General features: G+C 67.7%; 22 protein-coding genes. 13 read left to right on the forward strand and 9 right to left on the reverse strand.

Features of this window, described 5'->3' with window-relative positions:
• Nucleotides 1-77: 77 nt before the first annotated feature.
• Entirely contained in the window at nucleotides 78-1,247 is a 1,170-nt protein-coding gene (gene mltA, locus AC3ITN_RS00645; protein WP_489391709.1) for a murein transglycosylase A, read from the forward strand.
• 436 nt (nucleotides 1,248-1,683) lie between these two features.
• Here mltA and AC3ITN_RS00650 read toward each other — a convergent pair whose 3' ends face one another.
• A complete protein-coding gene (locus AC3ITN_RS00650; protein WP_489391710.1) occupies nucleotides 1,684-2,247 on the reverse strand; it encodes a fasciclin domain-containing protein in 564 nt (187 codons plus the stop codon).
• A 226-nt stretch (nucleotides 2,248-2,473) separates the two neighbouring features.
• Between AC3ITN_RS00650 and AC3ITN_RS00655 the strand changes: the two genes are divergently transcribed.
• Nucleotides 2,474-3,409: an HAD family hydrolase gene (locus AC3ITN_RS00655; RefSeq protein WP_489391711.1), complete on the forward strand. Its 936-nt coding sequence runs from the start codon at nucleotides 2,474-2,476 to the stop codon at nucleotides 3,407-3,409.
• Between the two features lie 39 nt (nucleotides 3,410-3,448).
• Here AC3ITN_RS00655 and AC3ITN_RS00660 read toward each other — a convergent pair whose 3' ends face one another.
• Entirely contained in the window at nucleotides 3,449-4,717 is a 1,269-nt protein-coding gene (locus tag AC3ITN_RS00660) for a DUF1214 domain-containing protein (RefSeq protein WP_489391712.1), read from the reverse strand.
• Nucleotides 4,718-4,951: 234 nt separating this feature from the next.
• Nucleotides 4,952-5,476 carry a hypothetical protein gene (locus tag AC3ITN_RS00665; RefSeq protein ID WP_489391713.1) on the reverse strand — a complete coding sequence of 175 codons (525 nt, stop codon included), beginning with the start codon at nucleotides 5,474-5,476 and terminating at the stop codon, nucleotides 4,952-4,954.
• 248 nt (nucleotides 5,477-5,724) lie between these two features.
• On the opposite strand from AC3ITN_RS00665, the gene AC3ITN_RS00670 reads away from it, so the two are divergent.
• The 4 genes from AC3ITN_RS00670 (at nucleotide 5,725) to AC3ITN_RS00685 (ending at nucleotide 9,566) form a co-directional block, all read left to right on the forward strand.
• Entirely contained in the window at nucleotides 5,725-6,786 is a 1,062-nt protein-coding gene (locus AC3ITN_RS00670) for a two-component system sensor histidine kinase NtrB (RefSeq protein WP_489391714.1), read from the forward strand.
• Nucleotides 6,776-8,224 carry a nitrogen regulation protein NR(I) gene (ntrC, locus tag AC3ITN_RS00675; protein WP_313342290.1) on the forward strand — a complete coding sequence of 483 codons (1,449 nt, stop codon included), beginning with the start codon at nucleotides 6,776-6,778 and terminating at the stop codon, nucleotides 8,222-8,224. Before AC3ITN_RS00670 ends, ntrC begins: the two co-directional genes overlap by 11 nt.
• 92 nt (nucleotides 8,225-8,316) lie before the next feature.
• The gene (locus tag AC3ITN_RS00680; RefSeq protein WP_313342288.1) at nucleotides 8,317-8,886 is read left to right on the forward strand and encodes a superoxide dismutase family protein; all 570 of its coding nucleotides are present in this window, start codon (nucleotides 8,317-8,319) and stop codon (nucleotides 8,884-8,886) included.
• A 53-nt stretch (nucleotides 8,887-8,939) separates the two neighbouring features.
• Nucleotides 8,940-9,566, forward strand: coding sequence for a superoxide dismutase family protein (locus AC3ITN_RS00685; protein WP_489391715.1), 627 nt, complete (start codon nucleotides 8,940-8,942; stop codon nucleotides 9,564-9,566).
• Between the two features lie 121 nt (nucleotides 9,567-9,687).
• Here the strand turns inward: AC3ITN_RS00685 and AC3ITN_RS00690 are convergent, their stop codons facing one another.
• On the reverse strand, nucleotides 9,688-10,575 hold the full coding sequence (locus tag AC3ITN_RS00690) for a hypothetical protein (protein WP_489391716.1): 888 nt from the start codon (nucleotides 10,573-10,575) through the stop codon (nucleotides 9,688-9,690).
• Between the two features lie 92 nt (nucleotides 10,576-10,667).
• Here AC3ITN_RS00690 and AC3ITN_RS00695 point away from each other — a divergent pair, with 92 nt between their 5' ends.
• Nucleotides 10,668-11,963 carry an acetyl-CoA C-acetyltransferase gene (locus AC3ITN_RS00695; RefSeq protein ID WP_489391717.1) on the forward strand — a complete coding sequence of 432 codons (1,296 nt, stop codon included), beginning with the start codon at nucleotides 10,668-10,670 and terminating at the stop codon, nucleotides 11,961-11,963.
• 127 nt (nucleotides 11,964-12,090) lie between these two features.
• Here AC3ITN_RS00695 and AC3ITN_RS00700 read toward each other — a convergent pair whose 3' ends face one another.
• The 3 genes from AC3ITN_RS00700 to AC3ITN_RS00710 all read right to left on the reverse strand — a co-directional run bounded on the left by AC3ITN_RS00700 (nucleotide 12,091) and on the right by AC3ITN_RS00710 (nucleotide 15,254).
• On the reverse strand, nucleotides 12,091-13,392 hold the full coding sequence (locus tag AC3ITN_RS00700) for a heme biosynthesis protein HemY (RefSeq protein ID WP_489391718.1): 1,302 nt from the start codon (nucleotides 13,390-13,392) through the stop codon (nucleotides 12,091-12,093).
• Between the two features lie 3 nt (nucleotides 13,393-13,395).
• Nucleotides 13,396-14,370: a uroporphyrinogen-III C-methyltransferase gene (locus AC3ITN_RS00705; RefSeq protein ID WP_313342273.1), complete on the reverse strand. Its 975-nt coding sequence runs from the start codon at nucleotides 14,368-14,370 to the stop codon at nucleotides 13,396-13,398.
• Between the two features lie 107 nt (nucleotides 14,371-14,477).
• A complete protein-coding gene (locus AC3ITN_RS00710) occupies nucleotides 14,478-15,254 on the reverse strand; it encodes a uroporphyrinogen-III synthase (RefSeq protein WP_489391719.1) in 777 nt (258 codons plus the stop codon).
• Between the two features lie 43 nt (nucleotides 15,255-15,297).
• Between AC3ITN_RS00710 and AC3ITN_RS00715 the strand changes: the two genes are divergently transcribed.
• The 5 genes from AC3ITN_RS00715 to AC3ITN_RS00735 all read left to right on the forward strand — a co-directional run bounded on the left by AC3ITN_RS00715 (nucleotide 15,298) and on the right by AC3ITN_RS00735 (nucleotide 18,421).
• Nucleotides 15,298-15,768, forward strand: coding sequence for a YiiD C-terminal domain-containing protein (locus AC3ITN_RS00715; RefSeq protein WP_313342267.1), 471 nt, complete (start codon nucleotides 15,298-15,300; stop codon nucleotides 15,766-15,768).
• A gap of 30 nt (nucleotides 15,769-15,798) precedes the next feature.
• The gene (locus tag AC3ITN_RS00720; protein WP_313342265.1) at nucleotides 15,799-16,233 is read left to right on the forward strand and encodes a hypothetical protein; all 435 of its coding nucleotides are present in this window, start codon (nucleotides 15,799-15,801) and stop codon (nucleotides 16,231-16,233) included.
• 76 nt (nucleotides 16,234-16,309) lie between these two features.
• Nucleotides 16,310-16,747 (forward strand): rhodanese-like domain-containing protein, encoded by a 438-nt coding sequence (locus AC3ITN_RS00725; RefSeq protein ID WP_313342462.1) that lies wholly within the window; start codon nucleotides 16,310-16,312, stop codon nucleotides 16,745-16,747.
• Between the two features lie 112 nt (nucleotides 16,748-16,859).
• On the forward strand, nucleotides 16,860-17,375 hold the full coding sequence (secB, locus tag AC3ITN_RS00730; RefSeq protein WP_313342263.1) for a protein-export chaperone SecB: 516 nt from the start codon (nucleotides 16,860-16,862) through the stop codon (nucleotides 17,373-17,375).
• Between the two features lie 20 nt (nucleotides 17,376-17,395).
• Entirely contained in the window at nucleotides 17,396-18,421 is a 1,026-nt protein-coding gene (locus AC3ITN_RS00735) for an NAD(P)H-dependent glycerol-3-phosphate dehydrogenase (protein ID WP_313342260.1), read from the forward strand.
• Nucleotides 18,422-18,682: 261 nt separating this feature from the next.
• Here the strand turns inward: AC3ITN_RS00735 and AC3ITN_RS00740 are convergent, their stop codons facing one another.
• Nucleotides 18,683-19,255, reverse strand: coding sequence for an OmpO family porin (locus tag AC3ITN_RS00740; RefSeq protein ID WP_313342459.1), 573 nt, complete (start codon nucleotides 19,253-19,255; stop codon nucleotides 18,683-18,685).
• Between the two features lie 530 nt (nucleotides 19,256-19,785).
• Here AC3ITN_RS00740 and AC3ITN_RS00745 point away from each other — a divergent pair.
• Nucleotides 19,786-19,971 (forward strand): hypothetical protein, encoded by a 186-nt coding sequence (locus tag AC3ITN_RS00745; protein ID WP_489391720.1) that lies wholly within the window; start codon nucleotides 19,786-19,788, stop codon nucleotides 19,969-19,971.
• Nucleotides 19,972-19,980: 9 nt separating this feature from the next.
• Here the strand turns inward: AC3ITN_RS00745 and AC3ITN_RS00750 are convergent, their stop codons facing one another.
• Complete coding sequence (locus tag AC3ITN_RS00750) at nucleotides 19,981-20,562, reverse strand: TetR/AcrR family transcriptional regulator (protein ID WP_489391721.1); 582 nt, start codon at nucleotides 20,560-20,562, stop codon at nucleotides 19,981-19,983.
• Nucleotides 20,563-20,698: the final 136 nt, after the last annotated feature.

A 20,698-nucleotide genomic window follows, 5' to 3' on the forward strand; every position in this document is an offset into this window, starting at 1 on the left:
GTAGAGCGGACTGTTAGTCCGCTGCTTCAGCAACCGCGACCTACAATCAACCCTCGATACCGCCCAGAAGAGCACCCATGACGGCCAAGCGCATCACCCCTGCACTCAAGCACCCCGCCTTGACCCTGCTGAGCCTGATCGTCCTCACCGCGTGCAGCGTCAGCACCCCGAAGCCAGACGCGCCCACCGCCAGCCTCACCACCTACGCCAAAGCCGACTGGAATGCCCTCCCCACCGTCAGCGACAGCGACCTGCAGGCCGGCTTCAACGCCTGGCGCAGCGCCTGCCCGCGCCTGAAGAGCGACGCCACCTGGGCGCCCACCTGCGCCGCCGCTGCCTCCCTCGCCCCCACCCCAGCGGCCATCCGCCAGTTCCTGCAGGAGCGCCTCGACGTCTACGCCCTGCGTGCCGGCGGCCACCGCGCCGACGGTCTGATCACCGGCTACTACGAGCCGGTGTACTCCGGCAGCCTCACCCGCACGGCGAAGGCCACGGTACCGGTCTACGGCGTACCCGCCGACATGGTCAGCGTGCAGCTCGATGACCTGTACCCCGAACTCAAGGGCAAGCGCCTGCGCGGCCGCGTGGAAGGGCGCGTGTTGCGCCCCTACGATGCCGCCGCAACGATCACCGCCAAGGGCGTCAACGCGCCCATCCTCGCCTGGCTCAGCCACCCCATGGACCTGCAGTTCCTGCAGATCCAGGGCTCCGGTCGCATCCGCCTCGCCGATGGCCGGCAGCTGCGCATCGCCTATGCCGACCAGAACGGCCACCCCTACCGTCCGATCGGCCGCTGGCTGGTGGAGCAGGGTGAGCTGAAGAAGGAAGACGTCACCATGGACGCCATCCGCGCCTGGGCCGATGCGCATCCGGCGCGCGTCACCGAGCTGCTGGCCAGCAACCCCAGCTATGTGTTCTTCACCAAGGGGCCGGACGGCGACGAAGGCCCGCGCGGCTCGTTGAACGTGCCACTCACCGCCGGCTACAGCGTCGCCGTGGATCGCACCGTTGTTCCGCTGGGCAGCCTGCTGTGGTTGTCCACCACGCGCCCGGATGGCACGCCGGTGGTGCGCCCGGTAGCCGCACAGGACACCGGCGGCGCGATCGCAGGCGAAGTACGCGCCGACCTGTACTGGGGCACCGGCGACGCAGCCGGCAAGCTGGCTGGCGACATGAAGCAGAAGGGCAATATCTGGTTGCTCTGGCCGAAGGGCGTCGCGTTGCCGGCGGCACCTGCCGGCGGTTGATTATCCGCTGGCAGCACGCCTGACCGCAGCAATGCCGGTACTAAGATCCTGCTTCCACGCGGCAGCCGGGGGATCGGCTGCCGTCAGCTGCCACCGGGGCGCGATGGGATGCGTCTTGGGGTCCATGCGAATACCATTGCCGCTGCCGGCGTTCCCGTGGCGGCCTACGTTGCATTCCTGCAGTTGGCGCAGCCGTCGCCGCAGGCGGCCAACATTGGCATGGGGGTCGCCTTGATCGCGGCTTGCCTGGCACTCGTCTTTCTCGTGCCTGTGACGCGCAAATAGCGGCCGTGGCGCTGCGCCGCGCCTCCTGCAGGCACCGGACGTAGAGCCACGCCGTGCGTGGCTGCGTTTCGTTCGCCGCCGCACAGCCACGCAGGGCGTGGCTCTACCTCGCTGTGGCGGGCATCGTCGAATGCCCGCCAACCCCGTGCGGTTACTTCGGCATCAGCACCGTCTCGATGACGTGGATCACGCCATTGGACTGCGTCACGTCGGCAATGGAAACGCCGGCCTTTCCACCCTTGGCATCCACGACCCACAGCTTGCCGTCATGCAGCTTGATGGTCAGCGGTTCGCCCTGAACGGTCTTCAGCGTGGTCATGCCGCCGTGGGCCTTCGCATCGGCCATCAACGTCTGCGACGTGTAGGTGCCTGGCACGACGTGGTAGGTCAGGATCTTGGTCAGATCCGCCTTGTGCTCGGGCTTGATCAGGGTATCGACGGTGCCCGCAGGCAGCTTGGCGAAGGCGGCGTTGGTGGGTGCAAAGACGGTGAAGGGCCCCTTGCCGTTGAGCGTGTCCACCAGGCCGGCAGCCTTTACGGCGGCCACCAGGGTGGTGTGGTCCTTGGAGTTGAGGGCGTTCTCGACAATGGTCTTGTTGGGGTACATGGCCGCTCCGCCGACCATGACCGTATCGGCGGCGTAGCTGAATGAGGCGCTGGAGCAGAGCACGGCGAAACTGGCGATCGCGGTGACGCGGTGAAGAATGGTGCGCATGGAATATCTCCTGGATTCTTCGGCCCTCAGGGTGAGGACATGGGAAGGTACGGGGCGTCCTGCGAATCGGATGCAGCCCACTTGGGCCTCGATATTTGCTGGCCTGTATTGGTGCAATGCCGCATGTCCAGTAGAACTACCGCGATCCGGGCAGTGGTTCTGCGCAGGTGCCAACTGCATGATCGGACTAGCATTTCCGCTGAATCTGTACGCACGGAGACGGGTCATGCAGGAAGGTCTGCTGAAGAGCTGGAATCACGGGGCGGCGCGCCAGGCGATCATCGCGTTCGTGGCGCGGGTCACCCAGGAGGGCGGGGCCGACTACGTGGCGCCGGCCGCCAGGATCGCGGTGTTCGACAACGACGGCTGCCTGTGGTGCGAGAAGCCCATGCCCATCCAGGCCGACTTCCTGTTTCGACGCATCGCCGAGCAGGCCGCCGCCGATCCCACATTGCGTGACACGCAACCGTGGAAGGCCGTGCATGAGAAGGACGAGGCCTGGCTCGGCGGCGTGATCACACGACATTACGAAGGCGATGACAGCCAACTCAAGGAGATGGCGGCGGGTCTGCTGTCTGCCTATGTGGACGATGACGTTGAAACCTTCGCCGCAAGCGCGGAACACTTCCTGCGCAACGCACAGAACCCGGTGTTGAAGCGGCCCTATCTCAAGACCGCATACGCGCCGATGCGGGAACTTCTGCAGTACCTCGAAGCGAATGGCTTCACCAACTACATCGTCTCCGGTGGAGGCCGCGACTTCATGCGCCCCATCACCGCCGAACTCTATGGCGTTCCCCCGGAGCGGGTGGTTGGCACTACCGTGGCGCTCGAGTACCGGGAAGAAGACGGCATCGGCAAGCTGTTTCACACCTCCAAGCTGGAAGTGTTCGATGACGGCCCCACCAAAGTGGTGCGGCTCTGGAGCAGGATCGGCGCGCGCCCGATCTTCGCGGCCGGCAACTCCAACGGCGATATCCAGATGCTGCAGTTCACCACCCAGGGCAAGGGCGCCTCGCTGGCACTGCTGGTCACCCATGACGACGAGACGCGGGACATTCCGTATACCTCCGGCGCCCAGACGTCCGTGGCCCTGGCCAAGGAACGGGGCTGGCCGCTGGTGAGCGTCCGCACCGATTGGGCGAAGGTGTTTGTGGATTGAGGCGCGGCGCCCGCACTGCAGCGGGGCCGGCCGCGGCGCTCAGTTCACCTGCACCATCGGCGGCGGGAACCAGCGGCCGTCCAGGATCGCCTGGTCAGGGCCATAGGTGCGGAAGGTCAGATTGTAGTTCTGCCCCTTCGGCGTGGGCAGCCAGTTGCCATCGGGCGCACCCTGCGGCTTGGCGTTGGCGAAATACAGCGTGAGCGAGCCGTCCTTGCCATGCTCCAGCGCGGACTGCTTGTTGATCAGGAAGCGGTTCTTCGGATTGGGGATCACGTGGAACTCCTTGGAGTCCACCGCGATCACCGACCAGAAATACTTCACGTGCTCGGCGGGAAGCTCGCCCTTCGGGAAGGTCAGCGTGTAGGTGTTGCCGCCATCCAGCTTCTTTCCCGTACCGTCGCTGTCGGTCTTGAAGTAGACGACTTCATCGGTGCTGTTGGCCCAGATCCCGACCATGTCGACCAGGCTGCGGTTGCGGTAGTTGCTCCCGTACTTGCCGGTGTCCTTGTCGCCGCGGTTCCAGCCGTTGCGCCGCTCGCCGGCGGTAGCGAATGACTTCTCGAAGGTGGGAATGGCCTGCTGCCGCACCACGCTGTCCACCCGCGCGCGCTCGGCCGGGTCGGCGATGGCGTTCACCACGGCCCGCACCTTGGCCTGCAGCACGTCCATGCCCGTGTTGATGTCCGGTTCGCTGTCCAGTGCCACGGTTGCCGAATCGAATGCTTCAACGCCGGGCAGGCTGTCGTTGGTGAATACCGGCGTGGTCGGCACCGGATCGATCTTCGGGGTGCCGGAGGTCTTCACCGAAATCCGGTGCTGCAGCGCAAGCGCCTGCTTCGGGTCCGCGCCCAGTTCCACCCGTGCAAGCACGCGCGAGGTGCGGCCCGGCAGATCGATGCGCACCGCGTCGGCAGGCACGTCCACCGTGGCACCCTTCAGGCACGCCCAGAAATCGCCGTGCGGGTGCTGCGGGAAGCTGCGCTCATTGATGTTGGCCACGGTTTCGCCCCACCCATTGAGGAACTGCACCGTGTAGTAGCGGTCGCCCATCGGCGGCACGCTGAAGACGGTGCAGCTGTTCTCGTCCACCGCCACCCAGACCTCACTGTAGGCCACGTCCAGGTTGGGATTGGCCCACGCCACACCGCCCACGTCGCGGTGCACGATCTGGTTCCACTGGAAGCCTTCCTTCTGGAAGTCCAGCTGCTCCTGTCTCAGCACCAGCAACCGCCCCAGCAGATAGATGTAGGCATCGCTGATGTCCTGCTCACTGGGCGCCGCAACCGTAGGGGCCGGAGCGGCCATTGCGGGGGCGGGTGCGCTGGCGGGCGCCGGTTCCGGTGTGGGGGTGCGCTTGCAGCCGGCGATTCCCAGAACCAGTACGGCGCACAGCAGACCAGCTCGTTCGCGTATTCCCATGGCACACCGTGGCAGTCTGTGAATGGCCGAAGTATTGCGCTGAACGCGGGCTGGCATGACCGAAAAAGTACTGGGGGATTCGTCAGTATTCTTGCCATAGGGGATGCCGCGTCCTGCGGCCTACTCGCGCATGAAGATCGCCGCCACAGCAGGATCGGCTGAGAACACGAACCGGTGTTGATATTGATCGCCGAGAGGTTCAACGCGGTGGACGGCGCCGTATCTGCGAGCGGCAGGGTCATTGACCAGGCGACGATTCCAAACGTCGTGGCTCGACTGCGAGGGCGATGTAACCGAGCCCATGCACAGGCGCAGGCCGCAGGTCAGATCCTCGACAACGCCTTCCTCCCTCACGACACGCACCAGCACATTTCGATGATGCCTCGCGAGCTGCTGCGCCTGCAGGCTTGTCTTCTCATCGCGCCTCATGTTTTCAAGCGCCTTCGCGAAGCGCACACCGTCTTCAAGCATTTCGATGGACCTGTCACCTGAGATGGCATCGTGTTCAATCAATGTCGACTCGGTGGCAAGGTAGGGAGACGCGACTGCGTTCACTGCGTGCGCTGAACAACCGAAACACTGCAGCACCACGGCAAGAAGGGCGAACCTGGATGGCAAGTTGAGCAATGGAAGTACCTCATGCATACGGCACGCCGGGGAGGGCAATCATCCAACCCGGCGCCGCATCATTCCCTGGTAATAGTCCTAAGTTCGTACGCGCTCTCACGTTGTGTGCTCAACATCGCAGAATGCGTGGAGATCGCGACGGCACGCTCTGCAGGCCGTCAACCGTCAACCGTCAACCGTCACCCAACGCCCATCGATTCTTTTCCATGGCCGTCCACCCACTTCTGGACCAAGCAACCACCCCCCGTTTGCACTACATTGGTGCAATGACCACCGCTCCACCGTCTCCGTCCCTTGATGTGCTTGGCACCCCGGTCGCCTGGGCCGATGCCGAAGGCCGTGTCGCCGGCTGCAACCCGGCCTTTGCGCGCTGGCTCGGCGTCAGCGTGCGGCGCCTGATGGGCCAGCCGCTGGCCTCGCTGGAAGTGCAGGGGGAAGCGCTCGCCCATTTCCTGTCGCGCGGCGAACGCGACACCCTGCGCCTGCACCGGCTGGCGCTGGCCCTGCCCGGTGAGGCCCCGCGCTTCGCCGAGGGCTGGCTCAGCCGGCATGCCGAAGATGGATGGCTGCTGGAAGCCCACCCGGTCGACGAGTTCCCCGGCCTGGACCCCACCCAGGCCCTGCCCAGCGCCCTGAGCGCGGCCTTGAAAGGCCTGGCGCACGAACTGCGCAATCCGCTGGCCGGACTCAAGGGCGCGGCGCAGCTGCTGGCCCGGCGCAGCGCGCAGCGCGATCCCGAAGAGCGCGAGCTGATCGAGCTGATCGGCTCGGAGATCGAGCGCCTGAACGGGCTGCTGGAACAACTGCTGTCCCCTGCGCCGGCCGCGCCGCATGCATCGCTGAACATCCACGCCTCGCTGGAGCGGGTGCTGCGCCTGGCCGAAAGCGAAGGCGGCTGGGCGGTGCGGCTGCAGCGCGATTACGACCCGAGCATTCCCGAGTTCCACGGCGACGCCGACCGCCTCACCCAGGCCGTGTGGAACCTGGTGCGCAATGCGATCCAGGCCGGCGCCGGTACCGTCACCCTGCGCACCCGGGTTGAGCATGGCGTGCGCATGGGCGACCTGCTGCAGCCGATGGCGCTGCGGCTGGAAATCGCCGATGACGGCCGTGGCGTGCCCGAAGAGTTGGCCGAGCACCTGTTCCTGCCGCTGGTCAGCGGCCGTGCCGAGGGCACCGGGCTGGGCCTGGCGCTGGCCCAGCAGGTGGCGCGCGAACACCGGGGCACGCTGACCTACCGCTCGCGGCCCGGCCATACCGTATTCACCGTGCTGCTGCCCATCGGGCCGGGCACGCCCGCTGCCGAGGAGACCGCACATGGCGGATGACAGCCAGGCCACCTCCCAGCGCGTCTGGGTGGTGGACGACGACCGTGCGGTGCGCTTCGTGCTGTGCACCGCGCTGCGCGATGCCGGCTACCGCGTCGAAGGGTTCGATGGCGCCGCCGCTGCGCTGGCCATGCTGGACGAACAGCCGCCACCGGACCTGCTGTTCACCGACGTGCGCATGCCGGGCGACGACGGCCTGGTGCTGCTCGACAAGCTCAAGGCCGCGCATCCGCAACTGCCGGTGATCGTGATGTCGGCCTATACCGATGTGGCGAGCACCGCTGGCGCGTTCCGCGGCGGTGCGCAGGAATTCCTGTCCAAGCCGTTCGATCTGGACGATGCCGTGGCGCTCGCGCAGCGCGTGCTGCCGGCACCGGATACCGCGGTGGCCGAGCGCAGCAGCGCCGTGGTGGAGCCCACGCCGGACCAGCGCCCGCAGCTGGTGGGCGATACCCCGGCCATGCGCGCGTTGTTCCGGGCCATCGGGCGACTGGCGCAGGCGCCGTTGTCGGTGCTGATCAACGGTGAAACCGGCACCGGCAAGGAGCTGGTGGCGCATGCGCTGCACCACGAATCACCGCGCGCGCAGGGGCCGTTCGTGGCCCTCAACACGGCGGCCATTCCGTCCGAACTGCTGGAAAGCGAACTGTTCGGCCACGAGGCCGGCGCGTTCACCGGTGCCCAGCGCCGCCACGTGGGCCGCTTCGAGCAGGCCGATGGCGGCACGCTGTTCCTCGACGAGATCGGCGACATGCCGCTGCCGCTGCAGACCCGCCTGCTGCGCGTGCTGGCCGAAGGCGAGTTCTTCCGGGTGGGGGGGCGCGAGCTGATCCGCGTCGATGTGCGCGTGATCGCCGCCACCCACCAGGACCTGGAAACGCTGGTGGCGCAGGGCCGCTTCCGCGCCGACCTGCTGCACCGGCTGGACGTGGTGCGGCTGCGGCTGCCGCCGCTCCGCGAGCGCCGCGACGACGTCGCCCAGCTGGCCGATACCTTCCTGGCCGCCGCCGCGCGCAAGCTCGATACGCCGCCCAAGCGGATGACCGCAGCGGCACTGCAGGCGCTGCGCGAACACGACTGGCCGGGCAACGTGCGCGAACTGGAGAACGTGTGCTGGCGGATGGCCGCGCTGGCCGCGTCGGACACCATCGGCGTGGCTGACGTGGACAGCGCGCTGCATCGCGGCCCCGGTCCGCGCATGCGCGCGCACGGCGATCCCGGCCAGTGGGAAACCCTGCTGTCCGCCTGGGCGCGGCAACGCCTGGCCGAAGGCGCCGAAGGCCTGCACGCGCAGGTGCGTGAGCGGGTCGACCAGGCGTTGCTGGAGGCCGCGCTGCAGATCACCCATGGGCGCCGGGCCGAAGCGGCCGCGCGCCTGGGCATGGGCCGCAACACCCTGACCCGCAAGCTCGGCGCCGGGCGCCGGCGCGGCGGATGAATCCCCTGTCCACGCCGCGTGGGCACCGCGTCGCGGTGCCTTTCATGGTGCGTGGACGACCGTAACGTTAGTTTGCAGACAAGGAGTTTCCGATGCGTCGTTCCCAACTCGCCCTGCTGATGCCGTCCCTGCTGGTGCTTGCCGCCTGCGGCACTGCGCCGAAGCCGGCCCCCGCGCCGGCCCCCAGCGTGCCGGTGGTCAGCACCGCGAAGATGGCCGAAGCCAATCTGGCGCCGGCCTCGGCCAGCATCGTCAGCGGACGTCTGGCGCTGGTGCCCGATGCGCGCGGCGTGCACATCACCGGCACCATCGGCGGCCTGCAGCCACTGCAGACCGCCGCGTTCCATGTACACGAGCGGGGTGACTGCGGTGCCGTTGACGCCAGCAGCGCAGGGCCGCATTTCAATCCGGCCAACCAGCCACACGGCCGCAACAGCGCCGGTGCGCATCACGCCGGCGACATGGACAACCTGCGCGCCGACGCGCAGGGCCGCGTCAGCGTGGATGTGCGCCTGCCGGGCGTCACCCTCGGCGGTGGTGCGCCGACCGATATTGCCGGCCGCGCGCTGGTCGTCCACGCCAATGCGGACGACTACCGCAGCCAGCCCGCCGGCAACGCCGGCGCCCGTATTGCCTGCGGCGTGATCCGGGTCCTGCGCTGACCGCGCACCCGCTGACCGTCGCTTCTTCCATCGCACACTGCAAGGAGATCCACATGCGCCTGATCCATACCGCCCTGTTCGCGGCCATCGCCACCCTCGGCCTGACCGCCTGCAACAAGCCGGCCGACGCGCCAGCCGATGCCGCCACGGCCACCCCGCCCATCGCCGAAACCGCACGCACCACCGAGGCCCCGCCGGCCATGACCAGCGAAGCCCACGCCAACCACAGCGCCACGGCCGAGCTCGCGCCCACCCAGGGCAATGAGGTCAAGGGCAACGTGACCTTCAGCGTCGTCGACGGCAAGGTCCACGTGAAAGGCCAGGTCAGCGGCCTGAAGCCCAACAGCGAACACGGCTTCCATATCCATGAGAAGGGCGACTGCAGCGCGCCGAACGGTGACAGCGCCGGCGGCCACTTCAACCCGGCCAAGGAAGACCACGGCAACGTGGCCACCACCCCGCACCACGGTGGCGACATGCCCAACATCAAGGCGGACGCCCAGGGCAACGCCGTGGTCGATGCCGCCGTCTCCACCAACGTCAACATCGGCGAAGGCAACGATGCCGACATCGTCGGGCGTGGCCTGATCGTTCACGCCGACCCGGACGACTACAAGACCCAGCCGACCGGCAATGCCGGCGCGCGTCTGGCCTGCGCCGTGATCCAAGCCGCGCCCTGATCATCGTTCAGCCACGCAGGGCGTGGCGCTACGGTGGGTTCGCAGAATTAAGAACGCCGGCATCGCCGGCGTTTTTCATTCATCGGTAGAGCCACGCCCTGCGTGGCTGCGCGACGGCAGATCAGCGGGTCAACAATTCCCGCGCGTCCTGCCCGGCTTCGCAATGCACGAACAGCACCGGCAAGCCGTGGGCTTCCAGCACCGCGGCCATCTGCCGCTGGCGGATCAGGTACTGGTCGTAGATGCCCTGCAGGCGATCGCAGTCGCCGGTGCCGTGGTTGTAGAACGCGCACCAGCCGGCCGGGTCGAACAACGCCATACGCACTTCGCCGTCAGCGTATCGAAGCAGCGGCTCCGGCGCGGCGTCCAGCCATTGTTCCGTCTGCGGCGCCATCAGCGCCGTCTCGATCAACGGCCACAATGCGGCCAGGCCCTGGTTGTCGTACTGCATCGACATCATCGCGGCGAGGTCGTTCACCGTGAAATAGCGGGCGTGTTCGATCTGCGCGCCGAACGCATTCTGCGCCTGCAGGGCGGTATCGGCCTGGGCCATGCCCTGGGCCAGCAGCACCTCCTCCAGCGCCTCGGCGACGGCGGCGGTGGTGGCCACTTCGGTGCCGGTCAGCAGGAACGGCACTACCCGCAGGCCGCCGCCGGTCAGGCTGGCATCGGCCTGGAAGGGCAGGGGCACCTCGCCGTCCGCACCGGCGCCGAACGCCAGCAGGCGCGGCCCTTCATTGCGGCCCGGCGCACGCATCTGCAGTTCTTCCAGGCGGCGGTGGATCGGCCAGCCCGGGCGCAGCACTTCGGCCGGGTCGAAATGGGCGCCGGCGAACACGAAGTCCAGCCCGCTGACGCCGGGGACGAGTTTGGCCAGGTCGCGGCCAACGCGGTCGGCCAGTTCACCGGCCTGTTCGGACGACAGCGCCGCATGGCGCGGGGCGTCTCCTCCAGCCAGTTCCAATGCCAGTACGCCAAGGGCATTCATGCCGGGGTCGGGTTTGCTCATGGGTTCACGGTTGGCCCATCACAGGGCGGCAGCTACACTTGCCCCCATTATGCCTGCTCCTTCGTGCAGGCCATGTTGCAGACACCCCTCCCATGCCAGGTATCTCCATGCCCAACGCTCGTCCCGTCGCCATCCTCGGTGGCGTCCGCATCCCGTTCTGCCGCCAGAACACGGCCTATTCGGACGTCGGCAACCTCGGCATGTCGGTGCGCACGCTCGGCGCGCTGGTCGAACGCTTCGGCCTGCACGGCCAGCAGTTGGGCGAAGTGGCGATGGGGGCGGTGATCAAGCACTCCAGCGACTGGAACCTGGGCCGCGAAGCCACGCTGTCCTCGGGCCTGTCGCCGCTTACCCCGGGCATCACCATGCAGCGCGCCTGCGGCACCTCGCTGGATACGATCATCGCGGTGGCCAACAAGATCGCGCTGGGCCAGATCGAGTCCGGCATCGGCGGCGGTTCGGACACCACCTCCGACGTGCCGATCGTGTACGGCAAGAAGCTGCGTGCGCGCCTGCTGGCGGCCAATCGCGCCAAGACCACCGGCGACAAGATCAAGGCCATCCTCAGCGGTTTCAAACTGGGTGAGCTGAAGCCGGAATTCCCCGGCGTGGCCGAACCGCGTACCGGCAAGAGCATGGGCGACCATTGCGAGGACATGGCCAAGGAGTGGAACATCTCGCGCGACTCGCAGGACGAGTGGGCGGTGTCGTCGCACAAGAAGCTGGCCGCCGCCTATGAGCGCGGCTTCTTCAATGACCTGATCGCGCCGTTCCGCGGCGTCGAGCGCGACAACATCCTGCGCGCCGACACCTCTCTGGAGAAGCTGGCCACGTTGAAGCCGGCCTTCGACAAGGTGTCCGGTCGCGGCACGCTGACCGCCGCCAATTCCACCCCGCTTACCGACGGCGCCTCGGCGGTACTGCTGGCCAGCGAGGAATGGGCGCGCGCGCGCGGCCACGAGCCGCTGGCCTACCTGCGCGATTCGCAGGTGGCTGCCGTCGATTTCGTGCATGGCGAAGGCCTGCTGATGGCGCCGACCATCGCCGTGCCGGAAATGCTCAAGCGCAACGGCCTGACCCTGCAGGACTTCGACATCTACGAAATCCACGAGGCGTTCGCCGCGCAGGTGCTGTGCACGCTGCGGGCGTGGGAGAGCGAGGACTACTGCCGCAACCGCCTGGGCCTGGATGCACCGCTGGGCCGCATCGACCCCGCCAAAATCAACCTGGTGGGTTCGTCGCTGGCCACCGGCCATCCGTTCGCCGCCACCGGCGCGCGCGTGATCGCCACGGCGGCCAAGCAGCTGGCCGAACGCGGCGGTGGCCGTGCGCTGGTGTCGATCTGCACCGCCGGCGGCATGGGCGTGGTGGCCATCGTCGAGCGTTGACGGTCGGCATCGCGGATGAAAAAAAGGCCGCCCTTCGGGGCGGCCTTTTTCGTTCCGGGAGTGCGACCTCTGATAGGCGGCTTCGGTGGGGTCTGAACGTCGGTTGGATGATCGGGGCGGCGTTGCGTTACCGAAGCGGGTTGCCGAATTCATCGCGCGCTGGCAGGGGTTCGCTCATGAGCGACTGTTCCTCGACGGTGGCGCGTTCGGGCACTAACGCGGCCAACGGCGCCACCGGCGCGGCGGGATGCGCAAGCACCACGCTGTCTTCGCCGCGCTGGCGGCGCAGGGCATTGGTGTAGCACTGCGCGGCCAGGGCAGGTTCGCCGCGCGCCTGGAATACCTCGCCCAACGCTTCCCATGCTTCCGGACCTGCACCGGCGGCGATGGCGCGGTGCAGGTAATCCTCGGCCTGCACGTGCTCGCCCTGGCGTACCGCAATCCGGCCCAGCGCCAGCAGCAGTGCCGGGCTCGACGGTTGCTGGCCCAGCCAGCGCTGCAGGTTGGCATGTCGGGTGGCCAGCTTTTCCACCGGCATCTGCCCGTACAGCGTCACCAGCGATTCGTCCCAGCGCGTGTCCAGTGCCTGCTCCAGCGCCAGCAGCGCCGGTTCGTCCCAGTCCAGCGCCACGGCACGCAGTGCATAGGCAGACACCACGTCCGGGTCACTGCGCAGCGCCTTCGGCGTGGTCTCCCACTGTGCAGCCAGTGCGTTCACGTCGCCGGCTTCCAGCAGCGACTGCGCGGCCAAGCGGATTTCCAGTTCGGCCACGGCCTCATCCGGCAGCACCTTCTGCTTGCGCAGCGCACCCAGCTGCCCGTAGGCCTCATGGGCACGTTCGGCCCGTGCCAGCGCCTCGGTGCGCAGCCACAGGCCGCGCGGCGGCAGCGGCTGGATGCCGGGCGCGTCCAGCGCGTTGATCGCATCCACCGGCCGCTCCTGCTGCAGCAGCCGTTCGGCCTGCACCAGCGCGTGCGAGGTGGCATCCGCACCGGCCAGACGTTGCAGGTACTGATCCACCGCCGCCTGGTCGTCACGCGCCTGCGCGCTGCGCACGGCGGTGACATAGGCAACGGCGCTCACTTCCTCGTCTTCGGCGGCGGTGGTCAGCAGCTTTTCCGCGCGTTGCCAGTGGCCATACTCATGCGCCTGCAGGCCTTCGATCAGGCGTGCGCGGCCCTGCTTGCGGCGGTAGCGGCCCCAGGCCCGGAACGGCGACGCGGCCAGGCTCCACAGCAGCCACAGCACCAGCAGGCCCACCAGCGCCATCAGCGCCACCTGGGGCACGGTGGAACGGTAGTCGTTGCCGCCCGCGCGGTAGATCACCTCGCCGTATTGGCGCAGCGAATCGGCGCCCAGCCACTGCGCGGCGATTACGCCCAGCGCCACGGCCAGCAACAGCACCACCAAGGATTGAATCGGCTTCATCGGTTAACTCCCATCGCGCATCGCGCGCAGTTGCTGCAGGGTGCTGCCCAGTTCGGGCAGCGGCGGGCGCAGCACGCTGGTGCGCAGTTGGTGCAGTTCAGCACGCCGCTCGCGCAGAGCGGGTGAATCCGGCCACAGGCGCGGCAGCCAGATCGCCACGCGATCGAGCGCCTGCTCGAAACCCGCCTGGTCGCCGCGCTCCACCGCCGCGCGCGCCAGGGTCAGTTCCAGCTGCAGTGCGTTCCACGCGGTCAGTCGCTCGGCCTGGGTGAGCGGGCCCTGGGTGCGGGTAGGGGTGATGGTCACAAACGGGGCCAGCACCTGGTGCCACCACGGTGCGGCCGCTTGGCCCGGGGCCGTTTCCACCTGCTCGGGAAGCGCTGCAAGCGCCGTGGAGAAGGCGCCCAGGCGCTGGTTGACGCCCGCGCGTGCGCCGATGCCCAGCGTGTCCACCGCATTGCGCTCCTGCATCAGGGCCTGGCGCAGGTTGAGGAACTCGCCACCCTGCACGTCGTCCAGCGCCCCGGCCGCCAGCGCGTAGAGGCGCTTGGCCCCTTCCACGTCATCGGCGAACGCCAAGCGCTGCCCGGCCTGGCTGAGCAGCAGCTCGGCCTCCTCCAGCTGCAGGGCCTGCGCACCGTGGCGGGTACTGTCGGCCAGCCGGGAGAGGTTCTCTTCGAGCAGTGCGTTGCGCTGGCTCAGCCCCAGCATTTCATCGCGCAGCACCCGGTTGGTCGCGGCGGCGTCCTGGACCCGTTGCGAGGTGGAGCGCTGGTCGCGACGCAGCGACTCCACGCTGCTGGCCAGGCCCTGCACCAGCACGTCGGCGTCGGCCTGGCGCTGGGCGCTTCGCAGCTGTTGGGCCTGCCACTGGTTCCAGCCCCAGCCGGCACCGCCCACGATCACGACCACCGCAGCAAGCGGCACTATCCAGCGCAGCGGTCGGTGGGTCGGCGGGGGCGGGGCAACGTCGTTCATCCAGTCATCCTTGTCGATCGCGCCGGTGCATTCACGAGCTGGCGATCGATCAGGCGCACAGCATCGCCGCCGCCCGCGCGGCCTGCAAGGCCGGAAGCGACCCCTGTTCAGGAAGTTGTAGCGGTGGTGATCGCGGCGTGTGCGGCGTGGACCAGCTGAAGCGGCAACGGCCCCTCGGCCAGGCTTACGTGGAGGAACCCCGCCTCGGCCGCGAGCGCACCCAGACGGGCGCTGGCGGCGACCACGTGGGCTTGGCGCAGGCGCGCCAGCAGGTCCGCCGGCAGCTGCGCCAGCAACAGGTCAAGCGCCTCGGCGCTGCTCAGCGCCAGGACCCACGGTGGCGGCCGGTGGCGCAGCCGCTGCAGCTGGCGGGGCGGCAGGGTGAGGGCGACCCTGCGGTACACATCCACCCGCTGCAACTGCGCACCGCGCGCCTCCAGGGTGGTCGCGATGATGCCGCGGCCACCGGGCGCGGTGACCAGCGCCGCGCGCAGGCCCTGCAGCTGCGCAAGTTCCGGCAGGTCGAGCAGGCCTTCGCTGTCCATCCGGCGGGGTGACAGCACGCTGTCGGCGCCATGGCGGTGCAGTGCCGCTGCCGTGCCCGCGCCCACCGCCAGCCAGCGTCCGGCATGCGGCGCGTCCAGCGGCAGCAGGCGGGCCGCCGCATGCACCGCCGCCGGGCTGCTGAACACCACCCGGTCGGCGCGCAGCGCCTGCGCCAGCGCGGCGCGGGTGGCGTCATCGTCGCGGGCCACCAGCGCCCACGGCGACAGGGCCAGCACCTGCGCGCCGAGCGGCCGCGCCGCACGCCGCAGCGCGGCATGCTGGCCGCGTGGGCGCAGCGACACCAGGGTCCATTCCGGCACATGTGCGGAGCTGTTCATTGCGGGCATTATGCGAGGCCTTCGCCGCAACGTCGCCGTACCGATGTCCGATTCCGATTCCATGCCCGCGCACCTGGCTGCGCTCCAGCAGGTCCTTGAGCGCATGCCGCCGGTGGCCGCCATGCAGATCCGCGTGGATGGCCATGCCGACGGGGTGCTGCACCTGCGCGCGCCGCTGGCCGCCAACGTCAACGACAAGGGCAACGCCTTCGGCGGCAGCCTCGCCTCGGCGCTGACCCTGTCCGGTTGGGCGCTGGTCACCCTGCGTCTGCGCCTGGCGGGGTTCGACGCGGACGTGTACGTGGCCGACAGCCACGTGCGCTACCTGGCCCCGGTCTACGAGGACCTGCACGCCCAGGCCCAGGCCGCCGACGAGGCCGACTGGGCCACCTTCCTGGCCACCTTCGCCCAGCGCGGCAAGGCACGCATAGAAGTGGTGGCCCGCCAGCCCGGCGAGGCCGGCAAGCCGGCCGCTGAACTGACCGGACGTTTCGTCGCCTTCGCAAGACGGTAGGATGGGCGCCTTGCCGATTGGGGAATTCGCATGCGCCGTACGTTCCAGATCCTGCTGCTGACCTTGCTGGCGCTGACCAGCGTTACGGCTGTGGCCGCCGAAAAGATGTCGAAGAAGCAGCGCAAGCAGCTGGAGGAAACCCAGGTCAAGTACGACTCCACCATGCGTTGGGGCACCGTCGAAGACGCGCTGCCGTACCTGGACCCGGAGTACGCCAAGGAGCACCCGCTCACCGACCTGGAACTGCGCCGCTTCGAGCAGGTGAAGATCTCCAGCTACCGCGCCAGCGACAACGTGCCGATGCCCGATGGCCGCGTTGGCCGCAATGCCGAGGTACGCGTGATCAACAACAACACCCAGTCCGAGCGCTCGGTCCGGGTCAAGGAAATCTGGCGCTGGGATGCCGAGGGCAAGCGTTGGCTGCAGGCCAACGGCCTGCCGGACCTCTGGCAGGACCCCAACTGAGCCCCCACCGCCTCGCTGGACGCCGGTTCGCCTGCATGTGCGACAATCGGCGCCCGCTTATCGACCCGTGATCCAAGTGAATTACGAAGAGTTGCTGGCTTTTGCCGGCCGAAACCCGATGTTGTCGATGGCCTTCGTGGGCCTGACCGTAGCCATCATCGTCACCGAAGTGCGGCGCCTGCTGCGCGGCTACAGGTCGCTCAAGCCGGCAGAGCTCACCCAGCTGATGAATGCGGGGGGCGCGGTCGTGGTCGATCTGTCCTCCAGCAGCGACTTCGAAAAGGGCCACATTGCGGGCAGCCGCAACGTGCAGCCGGCCCAGTTCGGTCCGGAGCACAAGCTGGTGGTCAACGCCAAGCAGAGCCCGGTCGTGCTGGTGTGCCGCACCGGCACCGCCTCGGAAACCGCCGCCAAGGCGTTGAAGAAGGCCGGTTTCGAGCACGTCAACGTGCTCGACGGTGGCATTCCGGCCTGGCAGCAGGCCGAGCTGCCGCTGGTCAAGGGCCGCAACTGATTTTGCCCCGATTGCACGGTGCGCCTTGTGCGCGCCGCCACACGCCCCCATCGCAGGGCATGTAACAATCGTTTTTACAGCATTCATTGCATTCATTCTGGAGCAACAGGAAATGTCCGAAGAGAACACCAACGGCGCCATCGCGCCGGCCGACGCCGCCACCGGCCCCGCGTTCACCGTCGAGAAGATCTACGTCAAGGACGTTTCCTTCGAATCGCCGAACGCTCCGGCCGTGTTCAACGAAGCCGTGCAGCCCGAACTGCAGCTCAACCTCAACCAGCGCGTGCAGCGCCTGGGCGAGAGCGCGTTTGAAGTGGTGCTGGCCGTCACCCTGACCTGCAAGGCCGGTGACAAGACCGCCTACGTGGCCGAAGTGCAGCAGGCTGGCGTGTTCGGCCTGGTGGGCCTGGACCCGCAGTCAATCGACGTGCTGCTTGGCACCCAGTGCCCGAACATCCTGTTCCCGTACGTGCGTTCGCTGGTCAGCGAGCTGATCCAGGCCGGTGGCTTCCCGCCGTTCTTCCTGCAGCCGATCAACTTCGAAGGCCTGTACGCCGAAACCCTGCGCCAGCGCCAGGAACAGGGCGAGACCTCGCTCGCTGATTCCGAGCCGGCCGGCAACGCCTGATCGGCGCTGCAGTCGTACGGATGAGCAATAACGCAGACAAGATCGCCGTTCTCGGCGCCGGCTCCTGGGGCACGGCCCTGGCGAGCCTGCTTGCGCGGCACGGTCACCCGACCGTGCTGTGGGGCCGCGATGCGGCGATGGTGGACGCCATCGACCAGCGTCACGAGAACACCCGCTACCTGCCGGGCATTCCGCTGCCGGAGTCGCTGCGCGCCACCACCGACCTTGCCGCCGCCGTCAAGGACGCGCAGTGGATCCTGGTCGTGGTGCCATCGCACGCCTTCGGTGAAACCGTGCGGACGCTGGCACCGCTGCGCCCGGCCAATGCCGGCGTGGCATGGGCGACCAAGGGCTTCGAGCCCGGTTCCGGTCGTTTCCTGCATGAAGTGGCGCGCGAGGTCCTCGGCCCCGACGTGCCGCTGGCGGTGGTGACCGGTCCGTCGTTCGCCAAGGAAGTCACGCTGGGCCTGCCCACCGCGATCACCGTGCATGGCGACGACCCGGAGTTCGCCCAGCAGGTGGCCGAAGCGATGCACGGCCCCGCGTTCCGCGCCTATACCGGCGATGACATGGTGGGTGCCGAACTCGGCGGCGCGATGAAGAACGTGCTGGCCGTGGCCACCGGCGTGGCCGATGGCATGCAGCTGGGCCTCAACGCCCGTGCCGGCCTGATCACCCGCGGCCTCAACGAGATGCTGCGCCTGGCCGCTGCGATCGGGGCCAAGCCGGAAACGCTGATGGGCCTGGCGGGCCTGGGCGACCTGGTGCTGACCTGCACCGGCGACCTCTCGCGCAACCGTCGTCTCGGCCTTGCGCTGGGGCGTGGCCAGAGCCTGCAGGATGCGGTGAGAGAAATCGGCCAGGTGGTGGAATCGGTGCAGACCGCCGACGAAGTCATGCGCCAGGCACGCCGGCATGGTATCGACCTGCCCATCTCCGACCGCGTCCGCGCCGTGCTGCACGGCGAACAGACGCCGGAAGAAGGGCTGCGCGCGCTGCTCGCACGCGAGCAGAAGCCGGAATACCCGGACACGCTGTTCAAGTGACCCACGAAAAACCCCGGCACTGCCGGGGTTTTTTTGGCCGGTGGATCCGGTTGGGTGAACAACCGACTGGGTAGAGCCGACTGTTAGTCGGCTGCTCTCCGCGTCAGCCTCCAAAACGCAAAAACCCAGCCTGGGCTGGGTCTTTGCGTGGCACACCGACGAGGTGGGAGCCAGATAAGTGAAGCCCGGCCTGAGCCGGGCTTCATGGCGTGAGGGAGAGAGAGATCACGCCATCAAACAACGTACCTTGCAGCTACCGACTTACCAGGTGAAGCGCGGGCCGACGAACCATTCCTTGTCGCCACCCTTGGCCAGCTTCACTTCGCCGCTCAGGCCCCAGTTCGGGGTGAACTTGGCCTGGGCGCCGACACGGCCGTAGAACTCGCCGTCCGGGTTGATGCCGTGCTTCTTGCTGAAATCTTCGTAGCCAGCCAGCGCGTAGCCTTCGAACATCGGGGTGAACGCGGTGCGCACGCCCACTTCGGTCGAGTAGCCGTTGAAGTCCAGGCCGTGCTTCGGATCGAACTTCTGGTACGCGACGCGGGCCACCAGGTCGGTGGTCGGCGCGATGCCGTAGTTGTAGCCGACGCCCACGCGCCACTGGTCAACGTCGGCGTTGCCGCGCTTGGTTTCCTGCGAGTTGTAATCGCCAAAGATGTGGAAGTTCGGCGCCACGGCAACCGAGCCCTTCGCGGCCCAACCGTCAGCGTCGCCACCCTTGGCATCGGTGTTCACGTAGCCGCCTTCAACGTAGTTGTACGACAGGCCATCGGCGGCCGAAGCAGCAAACGGCAGCGCAGCGATCAGGCCCAGGGCAAGCAGGGAAGTCTTCATCATCGGGAACACACCTTTATTATTTTTGGTTTTGCCGACCGTCCCCCTTGGGGAGGGGAGAGAGAAGGACGGTCGACAGGTGTGAATTATCCGTTAGGCGTTCTAATCAACCCTGAATATTGAACTGACCGGTACATGAATGAAGCGCGCGTTCAGGGAACTACCGGACGGCCGCCGCGCAGCCTCCGGACCACCGCCTCACATGCCGCCTGCGGCGGAGCAAACGTGCCCGCGCCTCGCAGCCCCGGCTACGGTCAGCCTGCCTCAGCGACCTGTTCTACCCACGCATCCATGACGGAAGCCCATGAACGAGCAGACTGCCATTCCCGTATCGGTTGAGACCGACACCCACCGGGGCGAATTCTTCGTCATCACCTCCAGCTTCAAGCCGGGCGACAGAGTGGACATGGCATTGAACGACGCCACCGACGCCCGGGCCGCAGGCACCACGCTGCTGGTGATGCGCTCGGGGCAGGGGCGCCTCGCCAGACCCCGCGGCCAACCGGGCGCAGATGCCGACGCAGGAAGCCTTGGCCGCACCACCCGAACAGCAGTATGCGGTTGCCAACCAGAGCCGCGAATCACAGGAACAGCGCCGTGTGCAGGAACTGGCCCAGGCGCAGGAACCGCAGCGCGACACGCAGATGGTGCAGGGACCGAGGATGGCGTGGTGGCGGGTAGCGGCACCGCACACGAATGACCCGCGGTTGGGTTGAGGTGCTGCCTCACGTGTTCGATGCATCCGTCAGGCGCGCGAGTGCGTCTGCCCGACACGCATCGAGGATTTCGTCGGCCAGCGGCGCGTCGTCCGGGCAGGACCTGGACAACACCACGGCGCCCACCGCCATGGCCATCAAGGAAATCCGGCGCGCACGCGCCTCGGCGCTGGTGCTCTCATTCGGCTGGGCAGCGTCCGTGGCGGGGCGGCTCAGCTGCGCATCAATACCGGCTGCAAACGCCGCTTTGACGGAGTCTGGCTGACGCGCGGCGTCCGCGCACAGCGCAGCCATCGTGCAGCCCTGCCCGGGGTTGTCCCGATGCTCCCTCGACAGGTAATGGTCAAGAAAATCCGCCAACGAATGAGCTGCTGCGGCATCTGCCGACTGCGCCAGCCCGCAGGTGGAGGATTCAGCAATCAGGTCCGTCTTCGAGGCGAAATGCTTGTAGAAGCCGCCGTGTGTAAACCCCGCGGCTCCCATCAGGTCTGCAACACCCACGCCATCGTATCCCCGCTCCCGGAACAGCGCGGAGGCGGTTTCGACGATGTGCGCCCGGTTGGCCTGCGCTTGTGCCTTGGTGACCTTCATGACCGATGCCTTGCAACGCTGTGCTGCGGAAGTACGCCACCTTATCACACTTAGATTATATGCATCATCAAACCATTGACATTTAAGATTACGGTCATCATTATTGCGTCGCAGCAGCGGAAGACCGGGTTTCGGC

Source organism: Stenotrophomonas sp. KH_036_B, assembly GCF_057839485.1.